The sequence below is a fragment of the Amycolatopsis sp. NPDC051102 genome (assembly GCF_040682815.1).
In the GTDB taxonomy this organism is placed as follows: Bacteria; Actinomycetota; Actinomycetes; order Mycobacteriales; family Pseudonocardiaceae; genus Amycolatopsis.
On the sequence record NZ_JBFBBT010000034.1, the window covers coordinates 1 to 14,428 of the forward strand.

Genomic DNA, 14,428 nt, shown 5'->3' on the forward strand with positions numbered 1-14,428 from the left:
ACCCCGCGGGGCCCGCCCCCCCCGGGGCCCCGGGGTGTTGTGTTTTACGGCGTTTTAAAACCCCCATACCCACTCACGACAGCTCGGTCAGGCGGGTTTGAGCGGGTCGTGCCCGATCGACATCAGGCGGTGCCGCCAGTGGGCTTCGCCCGCCGTCGGCTCGAGGTCGTCGCGGCGCTGTGCGTGCACCCGGTCGACGACCTTGCGCATCACGTCCGCGTCGTGGCGGTCCACGTCGGACTTGCGCTTGCGCAGGATCGACAGCACCTCGTTGCCGGTCGGCGGGCCCGCTTCGTCCGGGAGCGGCTCGGTCTCCGGGCCCGCGTCGCGGGTGCGCAGCCAGTCCTCCAGCTCGCGCGAGGTCATGTTCACCACCCGGTGGAACTCCGCCCACAGTTCGTCGTCAACAGCCGGATCGTCCATCTTTCCCGGCTACCCGGCGCGGCCCACGGCAAACCGGGGGTCCGTGGCCGGTAGAATTCCTCCGGACCCGTTGAAACGCCAGCGGTGGTCTCTGTTGACGCTGCTGGCGAGCTCATCCCCGTGCTCGCCGCTTGACGCATGGGAGGGGTGGGCCTTGCCGACCACTGGCGACGGCATGGCAGAGCGGGTCGACGAGCTGAACGCCGTGCTGGCCGATCTCGTCGGGGTGCTCGAATCGATGTCCGACACACCGGGGCTGCTCGACGCGGTCTGTGGCGAGGCGGTCCGGGTGGTCCCCGACGCCGACCTGGCCAGCATCATGGTGGTCCGCGACGGCGTGACGCAGACCGCGGCCTTCACCGACGAACGAGCCCAGCGCATCGACGACGTCCAGTACGCGGCGGGCGACGGTCCGGGCCTGCTCGCGGCGCTCACGGGCGAGGTCGTGCGGGTGGCGGTCGCCGAAACGGGCGACCAGTGGCCCGAGTTCGTCGCCGCGGCGAAGGAACTCGGCGTGGGCAGCTACCTGGCGGTGCCGCTGCGGGTGGACGACACCCTGGTCGGCGCGATCACGCTGTTCGGCTTCGAGAGCCACGGCTACCACGAGTTCGACACGAAGGTGCTGCGCCTGTTCACGTTGTGCGTGGAGACGGTGCTGCGGCTGACCCGCCGTTACCGGGAGGCGCGGCGGCTGGCGGACGAGCTGCACAACGCGATGGAGACCCGGGCGGTGATCGAGCAGGCCAAGGGCATGCTGATGCTGATCCACCGGGTCACCGAGGACGCGGCGATGCACCGGCTGATCGTGGAGTCCCAGCACACGAACGTCAAGCTGCGCGACGTCGCGGCCCGGTTCACGAAGCGGATGAGCTCGGCGGACGGGGGAACGGCCCGGAACTGAGCCGGGCGGTCGCGGCCGGACCTCCGGCCGCGACCGCCCCTGGCCGGGCCTTGGCCGACGGGCGGCGGCTGCCCCTCCGGCTGTCAGGATTTCGCGTTCGGCCGCCGGTGCAGCAGGTCGAACCGGGACCACATCGCCTCGGCCGCCTCGATCGACGCGCTCGTCCGGGCCGGGTCGGCCGCCGCCAGCTGGGCCACGATCGCCTGGACCAGGGCCATGCCTGCGGTCAGCGACGGGAAGAACGTCACGCCCTCCGCCGGCACCATCAGCACGTGCTCCGCCGCGCCCGCCAGTGCCGGGCTGGCCGCGTCCGTGATCGCGAACACCCGGGCGCCGCGGTCGCGGGCCTCGTTCGCCGCCAGGACCGTGCTCTCGTACAGGCGCCAGAAGCTGATCGCCACCAGGACGTCGTCCGCCGTCAGTTTTGCCGTCTGGTTGGCCAGTTCCGCGTCGCCCGCCGTGACCGCGTGGACGTCGTAGCCCGCCAAACGCGCGTTGTGCGCCATCGCGATGCCTACCGCCGCGTAGCTGCCGTCGGCGATCACCAGCGTGCGACGCGCCGCGGCGATCGCGCCGGCGACCGCGCGCAGCACCTCCTCGTCGAACCGGCGGTTCAGCAGGGCGAGGCTGTCGAGGTCGCGGCGCAGCGACGCCGACCCCGGTGAGCCGACGCCGCGGTGCTCCTCGGCGACCTGCGGCGCGCTCAGCGACGACATGTACCGCGCCCGCAGCTCCTGCTGCAGCGCCGGCCAGCCGGCGAAGCCCAGCGCCTGCGCCGTGCGCGTCACCGTCGCGACGTTGACGCCGGCGAGCTGCGCCAGCTCGGCCGTCGAACCGAACGACGCCCGCCGGGGCTGGGACACCAGCACCTCGAGCACCGCGGCCGACTTGGGCCGCAGCCCTCGCTCGGGCAGCCGGTCCCGCAGCCACGCTTCGAAACCGTCGTCGGTCTCCGCCACCTCAGCGCCTCCCTCGATCGCGTAGACCGTAACGCAGCGAAGTTGTCTTGCAACGATCGTTGCAGTTTCGTCGAAATGCAGTCTATGTTGTCGGCACTCCTCGACGGAAGGCGTTCCCCATGACGCTGCTGGCTCGACTGGACCGGCTCCCGCTGAGCCGGCCCCACCACAAACTGCTGTTCATCGGCGGGCTCGGCTACACCTTCGACGGCATGGACTCGGCGGTCGTCGCGTTCCTGCTGCCCAGCGCCAAGGCGGCGTGGGGCCTCGACAACGGCCAGCTCGGCCTGATCGGCTCCGCGACGCCGTTCGGCTTCCTCTTCGGCGCGATCGCCGCCGGCCTGCTCGGCGACCGCATCGGCCGCAAGAAGGTCATGATGTACGCGCTGGCCTTCTACGCGCTGTTCTCCGTCGTCGCGTCCTTCTCGCCGAACTACGAGGTCTTCCTGGGTGCCCGCGTGCTGGCCGGGGCGGGCGCCGGCGCCGAGAGCGCGATCATCGCGCCCTTCCTGTCCGAGTTCGTCCCGGCCAAGCGGCGCGGCTGGTTCGTCGGCGCACTGGCCGGGTTCTTCTCCTTCGGCTTCGTCGCGGCCGCGCTGATCGGGCGGTTCGTCGTCCCGTCGTTCGACGCGGGCTGGCGGGTCGCGCAGCTGGTCACCGCGCTGCCGATCGTGATGCTGCTGTGGTGGCGCCGGTCCCTGCCCGAGTCGCCGCGGTTCCTGCTCGCCCACGGCCGGGCCGCCGAGGCCGAGGAGGTCGTCGCGAAGCTGGAACGCGACGTCGAGAGGGCCACTGGCACCGCCCTCCCGCCGGTACCGCCGTCCGGCGCGCAGCCGGCGACCGAGACGCCGAAGGTCAACCTGTTCAGCGCGCTGAAGTTCCTGTGGAGCCCCGCGATGCGGCGGCGGACGGCGGTGATCTGGACCGTCTGGTTCGTGATCACGTTCTCCTACTACGGCTTCTTCTCGTGGATCCCGACGCTGCTGGTCGAACGCGGCATCACCGTGACGAAGAGCTTCGAGTTCTCGATCATCATCTACCTGGCCCAGGTGCCCGGGTACTTCTCGGCCGCGTGGCTGTCCGAACGGCTCGACCGCAAGCACACCATCGCGCTGTACCTGGCCGGCTCGGCCGTGAGCGCGTTCTGGCTGAGCCAGACGAGCACGCCGTGGTCGATCACGCTGGCCGGCGCGGTGCTGTCGTTCTTCCTCAACGGCACCTACGCCGGGGTGTACTCCTACACGCCCGAAGTGTTCCCGACCTGGATCCGCGCCAGCGGCACCGGCCTGTCCAGCGCGTTCGGCCGGGTCGGCAGCATCCTCGCGCCGACGATCATCGGCCTGTCCGCGGCGAGCCTCGGCTTCGCCGGCGTCTTCGGCCTGACGACGGCGCTACTCGCCGCCGGGGTGCTCTGCGTGCTCGTCTTCGGCCTGTCCACCGCGGGCCGCTCGCTGGAAGAACTGACCGAACACGGCGCCCAGGTGGCCGCCGCGAAGGAGATGACGAAGTGAGTTTGTCCACTGTGGAGGAACGGGTGCGCGCCGAACTCGGCGTCCGGCTGTTCACCGTGCTCGCCTGGATCCCGGAACGCCGGGCGCTGCGGCGGGTGCACAGCAGCCACCCGGCGGAATACCCGGTGGGCGGGGAGAAGACCGTCGAGGTCGCCGCGGGCTGGCTCGACCGCTGCATCACCGCGCAGGAGCCGTACTTCGGGCCGGACCGCGCCGCGGTGCGGGAGATCTTCGCCGACCACGAGCTGATCGAGTCCCTCGGCTGCGGCTCGATCATCAACGTGCCCGTCGTCGACGGCGGGCGGACCCTGGGCGTGCTCAACATCCTCGACGCCGAAGGCGCGTACGACGAGGCTTCCGTCAAGGCGGCCGAAGCCCTCGCGCCGCTGGCCGTGCCCGCGCTCAAGGAGGAACAGTGAACTTGCTGCTGCGCAACGCCCGCCTGCTCGACCCGCTTTCGGGCGAATACACCGAGGGCGACCTCCGGTGCGCCGACGGCCGTATCGCCGAGGTGGGACCGCGCTTGCCCGCGGCCGACGTGCCCACGCTGGACGTGCGGGGCGCCGTGGTGCTGCCCGGGCTGGTCGACGCGCACGTGCACGTCACGGCGTCGACCGCGGACTTGGGTTCGCTGTCGTCGGCGTCGCCGTCCTACGTGGCCGCGCACGCCGCCCGCACGATGAGCCGGATGCTCGACCGCGGGTTCACCACGGTCCGCGACGCCTCGGGCGCCGACTTCGGCCTCGCCGACGCCCAGGCCGAGGGCCTGTTCCGCGGCCCGCGGCTGCTGTTCTGCGGCCGGGCGCTGAGCCAGACCGGCGGCCACGGCGACAGCCGCACCCGCGGCGCCAACGCCCGCGACGACCACCCGTGCTGCGCGGGTCTCGGCCGGGTGGCCGACGGCGTCGACGCCGTCCGCGCCGCGGCCCGCGACGAGCTCCGCAAGGGCGCCCACCACCTCAAGGTGATGGCGTCGGGCGGAGTGGCGTCCCCGACCGACCGCATCGACTCGACGCAGTACTCGGCCGGGGAACTGCGGGCGATCGTCGAGGAAGCCGAGGCGGCCAACCGGTACGTCGCCGCGCACGCCTACACCGCCCGCGCCGTGAACCGCGCGCTGGAGGCGGGTGTCCGGTCGATCGAGCACGGCAACCTGCTCGACGACCACAGCGTTTCGCTGTTCCTGGAGCACGACGCCTTCCTGGTGCCGACCCTGGTGACGTACTGGGCCCTGAAGGAGGAAGGCCGCGAGCACGGACTGCCGGAATCGAGCTGGCGCAAGGTCGACGACGTCCTCGGCGCGGGCCTGACGGCCCTGGACCGAGCGGCCCGCGGCGGCGTCAAGCTGGTCTACGGCACGGACCTCCTCGGCGGCATGCACCGCCACCAGAACCACGAGTTCCGCCTGCGCGCCGAAGTCCAGTCCCCGCTGGAGGTCCTCCGCTCGGCGACATCGACGGCGGCGGCGCTGCTGAACCTCACCGGCGAGATCGGCACCCTGGCGGCGGGCGCGCACGCGGACCTGCTGGTGGTGGACGGCGACCCGCTGGCGGACATCGGCGTGCTGGCCGAGCCGAAGCACTTCCGCCACATCGTCCAGGCCGGCGAGGTGGTCTCCGGCTGACTGCCGAAGCTCAGCGGTGGACGAGACGAACGGCCTGGCGGCTCCTGCCCGGTGCACCGACCGCGACGACCAGCCCGAAGACGCCCACGTGGGCTTGCCGGAGGCGACGGCAGTCCCCGTCTCGGATTGCCGCGAGGGCGCCCAACGGCCGTCCGGTGATCAGCCACGCGTACGCGGCCACAGCCGCCGGTTCGGCGGGCCGGCGACCGACGAGGGTCGTTTCGCCGAGACGGTCTCCGAGCAGCAGCCCGGTCGAGCGGATCGGGACGACGGCCAGTGCGAGTCCCGGAAGCCGGTCGAAGAGCTCGGCCAGTGCTGCTCGTCCGTCGGCCTCGCCGTGCACGGCCGGAGCGATCACCGCATCGGCGAGCGAGGGGCGATCGTGCGGGGGGCCGGTGACCACCGTGCCGTGGTGAAGACCGCAGCTGTAGTGCCAGATCGTGAGGCACGGGGCGCGGCGGGTCATGCGGTCACCGGCTTCGGCAGCGGAACCGGAGCGACCGGGACGGCGTGAGCCGGTTCGGGGATGCCCAGCAGCCGGTACAAGGTGCTGCGCAGGATTCGGCCGGCCTCGCCGGGACGGGACGTCATGAGACCACGGACCAGGCCGGGCAGGCCGGCGGCGTCGCGCGCCTCGGTGGCGGCGCGCAGTTGCGGCACCAGCGGCCGGCCGGGCCGCCAGCGGGGCGCGTGCCGGGAGATGACCTCGGCCGGGGTGCCGTTCAGGAGCCGCTCGCCGCGGTTGCCGGCGAGGAGGATCGACGCACCCGCGGCGGCGCCGTAGCCGGTGACGGATCCGAAGTCGCCGATCACGTGGTCGGCGGCCACCAAGGCAGCACGCCAGCCTTCTTCCGGCGGCAGGAGGACGAGCCCGGCACGGAGGGCGGCAGCGAGCCAGGAGCGGATCTGCCAGTGCCCGTGGTGGGACCAGATCGCGGGGTGCAGCGCACCGACGACCCGGTAGCCCTCCCCGGGGAGCGCGGCCAGGACACGGTCGAACAAGTCCGGGTGACGGCCGAACGCCGACCTCGGGGACCAGGTCGAGGTGACCACGACGACCTGCTGGTCGCCGGTGGCGCCGAGGGCGTGCCGGTACCGGTCGCGGTGAGGCAGGCTGGCGGTGATGCGGTCGAGGGCGATGTCGCCCGCGACGACCGCGGCGGGGAGCGCACGCGGGCAGACCTCGGCGAGGAGATCGCGCTCGTGGTCGTGGACGAGGACGATCGCGTCGGCGCGGACCCGGCCTTCGCGCATCAACTGGTCGGTGCCGAGGCCGAGCTGGGGGTCGTGGTGCCGGGCGGCGGCCGGCGGGCGCCAGGACCGGTACTGCCCGAGGCCGCCGCCGTGCGGGACCAGCAGGGTGGGTGCGGCGAGCTCGTCGATACCGCGGGTGCTGCCGGCGACGACGAGGTCGACGTCGCTGCGCCGGGCCTGGGCCCACGGCAGCGCCGAACCGCCTTGCGCGCGAAGGAAGTCCTGAGTCGCCGGCCAGTTGTCGCCGGCATCGGGATCGGTGAAGGCGACCTGGATGCGGTGATCGGCTTCGAGCAGGGGCAGCAGGTCCAGCAGACGTGTCCCGGCGACGATGTGCGGCACGAGCACCAGGACGGATTTCGTCCCGCATCTCGTGGCCCAGTGCGCATCGGCACGGCCGATGGGGCTGCGAACCCAGGCGGTGACGGCCATCGCGGTCCTCCTCGTGAATTGTCCAGTTGTTGTCACCAAGGTGGATGAAGGGGCTCACAAAAGGCTTTCGGCCTGCGTGTTCGTCTGTTGACAATCGATCAACAATCCCTGTGGGCGGTCTTGGTGCAAGGGTTCTGACGTGGTCTTTCGCGGATGACAATGGAAAAATGGCCGGCGGTGCAGCGGTAGCAGGTGGCCGAAGCCATGGCGAAGGGGGCCGCATGGAAATCGCGTTCGGAATTCTCGGGCAAACGGCCATGCTGCTGCACGGGAAACTGGATGTGAAGTGGGCCCACCCCCGATCGAGACAGGTGCTCGCCGCCTTGCTGACGTTCCCGAACCAGCGGTTCCCGGTCGACGCGGTCGTCGACTGGGTGTGGGCCGAGCACGAGAACGCGCCGCGGGGAGCGCTGGCCACCCTGCACCAGAACGCCGTGCACTTGCGGCAAGCTCTGCAGAAGAGCGGGATCGCGGCCCGCGTCGGGGTCGGGAAGAGCGGGTGCGTGGTGGAAATCGACGAAGCGCTCGTCGATCACCGCGTGTTCTCCCGGGGAATGGCACGGGCTCGCGAGTTCCGCGATCGAGGCGACCACCGCCGCGCCCTGGCCGAGGCGCAGGCGGCGGTGCGGCTGTGGCGGGACGAGCCGCTGGCCGACCTGCGCACGCAGCGGGCCGAAGAGTGGCGGACGCAGTGGATACGCGGCCATTGGCTGCCCGCCAACGCTTTCCTGGTTGCCGAACTGCTCGCCATCGGCCACGCCGACGGGGCGCTCGGCAGGTTGCTGGAGCTGGAACACGCGCATCCCCTGGAACTCGGCTTGGCGAAGTTGCGGTTGCGTGCGCTGGCCGCGACGGATCGCCCGGACGAGGTGACCGAGTTCTACTTCGCCAAGCGCCGCCAGTACCTCGACATCGGTGAACTGCGGGCCGCGGACGAGCTGCGGGCGGTGCACGACGAGGTGATCTCCGGCGACGGTGGCTTCCCGCGCCAGGCCGTGCAGGTTCGCACCACCGATGCCGGCGAACCGGCCGGGCCGGCGATCTGGCACGTCCCCCCGGACTGCGATGGGCTCGAGGGACGTGCCGAACTGCTCGCGGAACTCGACGCGTTCACCTCCGATTCGAGCGGTGCACCGCGCCGTGGCGTGGTCGTGGTGACCGGCGGGCCGGGCGTGGGCAAGTCCACGGCGGTGGTGCGGTGGGCGCACCGGGCCCGGCGCCGGTTTCCGCACGGCGTTGTCCTGCTCGACCTCCGAGGGGATGGCCGGGCGACCTCCGCGAACAGCGCCGAGGTCGTGGACACGATGTTGTCCTTGCTGGATTTCCCGGTCGACCAGGTGGTGAGTCCGGTGGCGAGAGCGGCGAAACTCTCGGCTCTCCTGCACCGGCGGTCCATGCTGGTGGTCCTCGACAACGTCGACAGCCGCGAGCAGGTCGCCCCGCTGCTGGGCGTGCTCGACGCCTGTACGGTGCTGGTGGTTTCGCGGTGGCGGCTGCCATCGCTGGCCGCGACGGTGTCCCCGCCGGTCGTGACGGTGCCCCCGCTGACCGTTGACGACGCGACCGCGCTGCTCGAGCGCCGGATCGGGCGGCGGGCCAGGGAAGACCGCGACGGGGCGGCCGAACTGGTGCGGGTGTGCCAGGGAAACCCCCTTGCGCTCACGTTGGTGGCCGACCGTGTCACGGCGCGCACCGGCATGCTCCTGTCGACCCTGGCCGGACAGCTGCGGGATGCGGACATGCTCTTGGACCTCGGGTACGAGGGTGACGCCCTCCAGCGGAGCTTGCGTGCGGCGTTCACGGCGTCCTACCAGGTGCTGGGCCCGGGCGAGCGACGCGTGCTCGCGGTGATCGGGGTGCACCCGGGAGCGGAAGTCACGACCGACGCCGTCGCGGCCGGGGACGGGCGTCCCCTGGCGGCGGTGCGCCGTTCGCTCGATGTCCTGGTCGCGGCGCACCTGCTTGCGCACCCGAGCGATCTGGACCGCTACCGGGTCCACGACCTCCTGCACGCCTACGCCGCATCGGTCGCCGAACAGCTCGACGACGTCGAGGCCGTGCGACGTCGGTTGTTCGAGTTCTACCTGTCGATGGCCTACGACGCGCATCGTCTGGTTTTCCCGCACAAACCACCCCCGCAGCTGCCGGCGACCACCCGATCGCGGTCGGCTCCCGGCTTCGGCAGCGCGGTACTGGCCCGGCAGTGGGTGGTCCGGGAAAAGAACCTGCTGCTGGAAATCGCCGCGGCGGGTGGCAGTGAAAGCGCTTACCTGCCCGCGTTGTTCGCTGAACTGATCACGGAAATGGGGTTCTACTCCGACGCGGTCAGCTGTCTCACCGCGGCGATCAGCAGCGTCGAAGAGGCGCTCGCCGAGGGGGGTGACTCCGCGTCCGAGCTGCGTCAGATACTCGGGTCGCACTTGAACGACCTTGCGGTCGTGTTGATGCACACCGGCGAGGAGCGGCAGGCGGAACACCACCTCCGGCGGGCACTGGCGCTCGCCGAGGCCGACGGGTTTCCCCTGGGCCGGATCGCTTCCACGCTGAACCTGGCCCGGTGGCACCTGAGGGTGGGCCGGGCGCCGGAGGCCGCGGTGCTGTGCCGGTTGGCGCTGCAGCTGGCCGAGGAGCTGAACGAGCCTGCGCTGTGTGCCGCCGCGGCCCACCGGCTGGCGAACGCGCTGGTCGCGGCCGGTGGGTTCGAGCAGGAGGCGCTGGACCTCTACGCCGAGGCGCTGGAACACCTGTGGGAGTCCGGCGACCGGACGGCGCGGATGCAGATCCACACCGCGCTGGGCGCGTTGCTGACCGACCTGGGGCGCTTGGACGAGGCCGACGACCAGTGCCGGCTGGCTTCCGAACTTACCCCGGGGAGCCTGAATCTGCCGGCGGTGATGAAGCTGAACACAGTGCTGGCCCGATTGCGGCACCAGCAGGGCAATGCCCGGGCGGCGTTGTGGTACGCGCACAGGGCGGTCGAGCTGGCTGACCGCACCCGCCATGCCACTGGACAGGCGCGGGCGCTGGCTACCCTCGCGGTCATCCTCCGCGATCACGGGAACACCGAAGACGCGCGAGCGCTGTGGGTGCAGGCGGTGGAGCTCTACCGGGGGCGCGCGCGGACCAGGCGCGCGGCGGAGATCGAGGCGCTCATCGCCGAGCTGGATGCCTCGGAGCCGGGCATCCCGGTGGCCCGCGAAGGTGAACGGGACACCGTGGCGATGCTGCCACCGCGGTTGCAGCGAAACCCGTAGGGGTCACTCGAATCGGCGATTCGCGGGCGCGCGCCCAGCGCAGATCCGCATTACGCACACTGTCCGTTGGTGTGCGCGTGGATGCGACACCCATGCTGGGTGCATGCGCACGATCCACCTGCTCCGGCTGGTCCGCCTTTCCGGCGGGTCGCATGTAACAGCTGTTACAACTTCTTGCGCGAGCGTCATGACCGGCCGGCGAAGCGGTCCCCACTCCTGGACGGGCCACCGCACGGGGAGCGGAATCAGCCATGAGCGCACGTGATGATCGGCCGCCACCCGGCTGGCGGTGTACCCGCCGGCATCGATGTCGTTGGGTGGGATGCGGACCGCGTGAGACGCGAGCCAGGGACCACGGCCGCGTTCCCGCGCACACGGATCAGCTGGTCGGGGCGATGATCTGGTGAGCGACGATCACGGAGACGCACGTCCGGCCGAATCCGTGCCCCCCGAGGTCCCGGCCGAACTCGTCCAGGAGATGGCAGCCCGCTACACCGCCGGGGAAACGATCGAAAGCCTGGTCGAGAGCCATCCCTACAGTTACCGCAAGATCCGCCTCGCGCTGCTCGACGCAGGCGTGACGCTGCGCCCGCCGCGGATACCGCTACCGCCCACTCCGCCCGGACTGGTCAACGCCTACCTCGGCGGCCGTTCGATCCGCCAGCTCGCCACGACCTACGGCATGTCCTACAACCAGACTCGCAACATCCTCCTCGCGGAGGGTGTCGAACTCCGCCCTCGGGGCCGGTCGTGACACCGGTTGCGCCGGGCCGCAGCGTACGCTGACGAGCCCGGCGAACGCGGGTACTGCTTACCCCATCAGGGTGGTGGTCGTCGGCGGGTCAGGCCGCCGCCATGATGATCCACCAGTCCGGCATTGCGTGCATGGACGACTTCTCCTTCCATCGGTTCGGGACCGTGAGCCGCGCGCTCCGCTGCCGGATGAGGTGCAATCTTCGCCCTCGTGCGTCGTGCGGTGGTCAAGAGGGGGAGCCTCGTTCGGTCGTCGTTCGGTCGGGGTGCGCGAAGCTTACCGTGCCGGATGAGGTCGAATCAACGGGGCCCGTTCAATCGTTCGGGGGCCCCTATCGGGTGCCGCCGGGCGCGCCGGCCGACCGGGCACGGCTGCCGAAAAGTCAACGGAAGACCACCCATTTGTCAGTCCACTGTAGAGGTTCGGCGTGCCGTGCATCGCGGTCGTGGCAACGACATGGGGGGAGTTGTGGTCAGCCGTGGCGAAGCTCATCACTTCCTGGGCCCGAACTTGCGAAAGGCAACTGAAGTATTTTCACTCGAAAGAGTGATGATTGACTTGCGGCTACCAGTTCTGCACCGCGGGCGCGTATCCCGACGGTTTGTCGCCGATCTTCAGGCCCGGGCTCACGATCCAATTCTGGTACTCCGGGGTGAACATCCGGTACACCGAAGCCGGTGGGACCGCGCTCGCCTCGTCGAGCAGCGTGCGCAGCTCGGCCGGGATTTCGAAGTCCAGGGCTGCCATGCTCGTGGCGAGCTGGTACGCGCTGCTCGCGCCGACGATGGCGGCCGCGATGCCCGGCTGGGTGGCCACCCAGTTGATCGCCACCTGGGCCATCGTCACGCCCAGCTTGCCCGCGACCTCTTCGAGCGGCCCGAGGAGCTGCGGGGTGCGTTCGGTCCAGGACGGCCCGTCGCTGAGCCGTCCGGTGCCGCCGTTGCGGTACTTGCCGGTGAGGATGCCGCCCGCCAGCGGGCTCCACGCCGTGACGCCGAGGCCGAGCTGCCGGGCCATCGGGACGTGCTCGGTCTCGATCTCCCGCTCGACCAGTGAGTACGGCAGCTGCAGGTTGACCATCGGCGCCAGCGAGTGCGCCTCCGTGAGGCTCTGCGCGCGGGCTGCGTACCAGCTCGGGACGTCGGACAGTCCGGGGTAGCGGATCTTGCCGGCGCGGACGAGGTCGTCGAACGTGCGCACGACCTCCTCGACCGGGGTGATCCGGTCCCAGGTGTGCAGCAGGAAGACGTCGACGTGGTCGGTGCCCAGCCGCCGCAGCGACGCTTCGAGTGCGCGGATCATGTGCTTGCGGCCGTTGCCGCCCGCGTTGGGGTCGGCTGGGTCGACGGTGTTGGTGAACTTGGTGGTGAGCACGAGCCGGTCGCGGGAGTGCGTTTCGGCGATGAGCTTGCCGAGGATCGTCTCGCTCTCGCCCGCGGTGTAGAAGTCCGCGGTGTCGACGAAGTTGCCGCCCTCGTCGAGGTACTTCCGGAAGATCGGGCGGGCTTCGGCTTCGGTTTTGCCGTAGGCGGCGTGGAAACCGCCGGTGCCGAAGTTCATGGTGCCGAGCGCGAGCCGGCTGACGCGCAGCCCGGAGCGGCCGAGGAGGTAGTACTGATCGAGTGCCATGCGGCCAGCGTGCCGAGCCGTTTTTGGACCCGCAAGTCCATTCGAGGACGGCCGTGTGTGCCGGAGGGAGGACCGGCACACACGGCCGTGGCTCAGCGGCAGCGGTAGCTCGACGCCGTGGCCGGGTCGCCGCCGGTGTAGCGGGAAACCCGCGGGTACGCGCACAGGTCACGCGTCTTCCCGTCCGCCGACGCCGCCGCCAGGGTGGCCGGCGCCTTGCCGTGCTCGACCCAGTCGACCAGCGCACCCAGCGCGTTCGTCGGCTCCGGGCCGCCGCCACCGAAGCAGTGCTCGACGCCCGGGGCGAGGAACAGCCGGTAGAAGCTGTTGACCCGCTGCGGGCCGCCCATCGTGCGTTCCACCTGGGTGCGGTAGGTCAATGTGCCGCCCGGCGGGATCAGCTGGTCGTTCGCGCCGACGAACGTGATCAGCTTGCCGCCCGCGCGGCGGAACGCCGACAGGTCGGGATCGGACGTGCCGATGACGTCGTCGTACTCACGCACCGACTGGTGGAACAGGGCCGTGAACTGCGCGTACATGAGCTTGGAAGTGTCGAAATCGGCCTGCTTCTCCAGGAACGACTGCACCCACTTGACGGCCACCGGGAAACCCGGCGCGGTCAGCGTGCCGTCGGGGCCCGGCTGGGTGCCGGCCAGCCACGTGAAGTCCGCGCCCTTCGGCAGCCCGGCCCACAGCCGGTGGCCGCGCTCGTCGGTCGGGCCGGCCCAGATCTTGCGCATGACCTCGGCGTCCGCGGCGGTGACCGTGAACTCGTGGCCGTCGCAGACCACCTTCGTCCCGACGAGGCTGCGCGGGTCGTAGCTGCACTCGTCCGGCCGGTCGACGATGCCGTTGGTCACGCCGTCCCGCGCGTCGCACGCCTGGACCGCGGCGGTGCGGAACGCCGAGAGCACGCAGGTGCTGGGGAAGTCGTGGCTCTGGTTCATCACGACCTGCGGCCACAGGGTCGCGACCGCGAACTGCGTCCACTCGACGGCGGGCGCGTTGGCCAGGATGCCGTCGAAGTCCTTCGGGTAGTTCTGGGCTTCTGAGTAGCCCTGGCGGCCGCCGGTCGAGCAGCCGGTCCAGTAGGAGTACGAGATCGGGCGCTGGTAGTACCGCTGCGTGACGGCCTTGCCCAGCACGGCTTCTTCGTGCACCGAACGGGTGGCGAAGTTGGTCAGGAGCGTCTGGTCGACCTGGCCGTCTTTCAGTGCCCAGGACGTGTCGAGGCCGTTCAGGGACACGCCCGCGTCGGTGGTCACGGCGGCGTAGCCGTCCTTGACCGCCGGGGCGAGCGCGTCGAAGTTGCCGGCGGCGTAGGCACTGCCGCCGAGGGCCTGGAGCCGTCCGTTCCAGCCGGCGTCCGGCAGAGCCACGGCGACCTTGACGTGGTCGGTGCCGGTGTGGGTCAGGGTGACGGTGATCAGGCAGTACGACGGCTGCGGCGCGGCCTGCACAGACTCGATCGTGGCGCCCGGCGGGGCGGGCACCGCGACGGCGGCGCAGGGGGCCGGGGTTGCTGCCGAGGCGGCCGGCTGCGTGACGGTGGTCAGCAGCAGTGGCACGGCGGCAGCGAGAAGGAGGCGTTTCATCTGTCTCTCCGGTCGCTGGTCATTGCGGGGGAACGCTAGGGGGCCGGCCGCGGGCCCGGCGCCCGTCGGATGACGCTGCCGGCGTACGTCAC

General features: G+C 71.0%; 12 protein-coding genes. 6 read left to right on the forward strand and 6 right to left on the reverse strand.

Annotation, left to right across the window (positions count from 1 at the left end):
• Nucleotides 1-87 precede the first annotated feature (87 nt).
• On the reverse strand, nucleotides 88-423 hold the full coding sequence (locus AB0M93_RS45645; protein WP_364286700.1) for a DUF3140 domain-containing protein: 336 nt from the start codon (nucleotides 421-423) through the stop codon (nucleotides 88-90).
• 175 nt (nucleotides 424-598) lie between these two features.
• On the opposite strand from AB0M93_RS45645, the gene AB0M93_RS45650 reads away from it, so the two are divergent.
• Complete coding sequence (locus AB0M93_RS45650) at nucleotides 599-1,324, forward strand: GAF and ANTAR domain-containing protein (RefSeq protein ID WP_364286888.1); 726 nt, start codon at nucleotides 599-601, stop codon at nucleotides 1,322-1,324.
• 83 nt (nucleotides 1,325-1,407) lie between these two features.
• Here AB0M93_RS45650 and AB0M93_RS45655 read toward each other — a convergent pair whose 3' ends face one another.
• Nucleotides 1,408-2,283 carry a MurR/RpiR family transcriptional regulator gene (locus AB0M93_RS45655; RefSeq protein ID WP_364286703.1) on the reverse strand — a complete coding sequence of 292 codons (876 nt, stop codon included), beginning with the start codon at nucleotides 2,281-2,283 and terminating at the stop codon, nucleotides 1,408-1,410.
• 119 nt (nucleotides 2,284-2,402) lie between these two features.
• Here AB0M93_RS45655 and AB0M93_RS45660 point away from each other — a divergent pair, with 119 nt between their 5' ends.
• From AB0M93_RS45660 to AB0M93_RS45670, 3 genes are read left to right on the forward strand one after another with little or no spacing between them, the layout of a single operon-like run.
• Nucleotides 2,403-3,794, forward strand: coding sequence for an MFS transporter (locus AB0M93_RS45660; protein WP_364286706.1), 1,392 nt, complete (start codon nucleotides 2,403-2,405; stop codon nucleotides 3,792-3,794).
• Nucleotides 3,791-4,213, forward strand: coding sequence for a GAF domain-containing protein (locus AB0M93_RS45665; protein WP_364286709.1), 423 nt, complete (start codon nucleotides 3,791-3,793; stop codon nucleotides 4,211-4,213). Before AB0M93_RS45660 ends, AB0M93_RS45665 begins: the two co-directional genes overlap by 4 nt.
• Nucleotides 4,210-5,418, forward strand: coding sequence for an amidohydrolase family protein (locus AB0M93_RS45670; protein ID WP_364286712.1), 1,209 nt, complete (start codon nucleotides 4,210-4,212; stop codon nucleotides 5,416-5,418). Before AB0M93_RS45665 ends, AB0M93_RS45670 begins: the two co-directional genes overlap by 4 nt.
• Nucleotides 5,419-5,428: 10 nt before the next feature.
• Here the strand turns inward: AB0M93_RS45670 and AB0M93_RS45675 are convergent, their stop codons facing one another.
• Complete coding sequence (locus tag AB0M93_RS45675; protein WP_364286715.1) at nucleotides 5,429-5,884, reverse strand: hypothetical protein; 456 nt, start codon at nucleotides 5,882-5,884, stop codon at nucleotides 5,429-5,431.
• Nucleotides 5,881-7,104 (reverse strand): hypothetical protein, encoded by a 1,224-nt coding sequence (locus tag AB0M93_RS45680; RefSeq protein ID WP_364286718.1) that lies wholly within the window; start codon nucleotides 7,102-7,104, stop codon nucleotides 5,881-5,883. Before AB0M93_RS45680 ends, AB0M93_RS45675 begins: the two co-directional genes overlap by 4 nt.
• A gap of 221 nt (nucleotides 7,105-7,325) precedes the next feature.
• Between AB0M93_RS45680 and AB0M93_RS45685 the strand changes: the two genes are divergently transcribed.
• On the forward strand, nucleotides 7,326-10,358 hold the full coding sequence (locus AB0M93_RS45685; RefSeq protein ID WP_364286721.1) for a BTAD domain-containing putative transcriptional regulator: 3,033 nt from the start codon (nucleotides 7,326-7,328) through the stop codon (nucleotides 10,356-10,358).
• 403 nt (nucleotides 10,359-10,761) lie between these two features.
• Nucleotides 10,762-11,112 (forward strand): hypothetical protein, encoded by a 351-nt coding sequence (locus tag AB0M93_RS45690; RefSeq protein ID WP_364286724.1) that lies wholly within the window; start codon nucleotides 10,762-10,764, stop codon nucleotides 11,110-11,112.
• 564 nt (nucleotides 11,113-11,676) lie between these two features.
• Here the strand turns inward: AB0M93_RS45690 and AB0M93_RS45695 are convergent.
• The gene (locus AB0M93_RS45695; protein WP_364286727.1) at nucleotides 11,677-12,741 is read right to left on the reverse strand and encodes an aldo/keto reductase; all 1,065 of its coding nucleotides are present in this window, start codon (nucleotides 12,739-12,741) and stop codon (nucleotides 11,677-11,679) included.
• Between the two features lie 92 nt (nucleotides 12,742-12,833).
• Nucleotides 12,834-14,336 carry a tannase/feruloyl esterase family alpha/beta hydrolase gene (locus AB0M93_RS45700; protein ID WP_364286730.1) on the reverse strand — a complete coding sequence of 501 codons (1,503 nt, stop codon included), beginning with the start codon at nucleotides 14,334-14,336 and terminating at the stop codon, nucleotides 12,834-12,836.
• Nucleotides 14,337-14,428 lie beyond the last annotated feature (92 nt).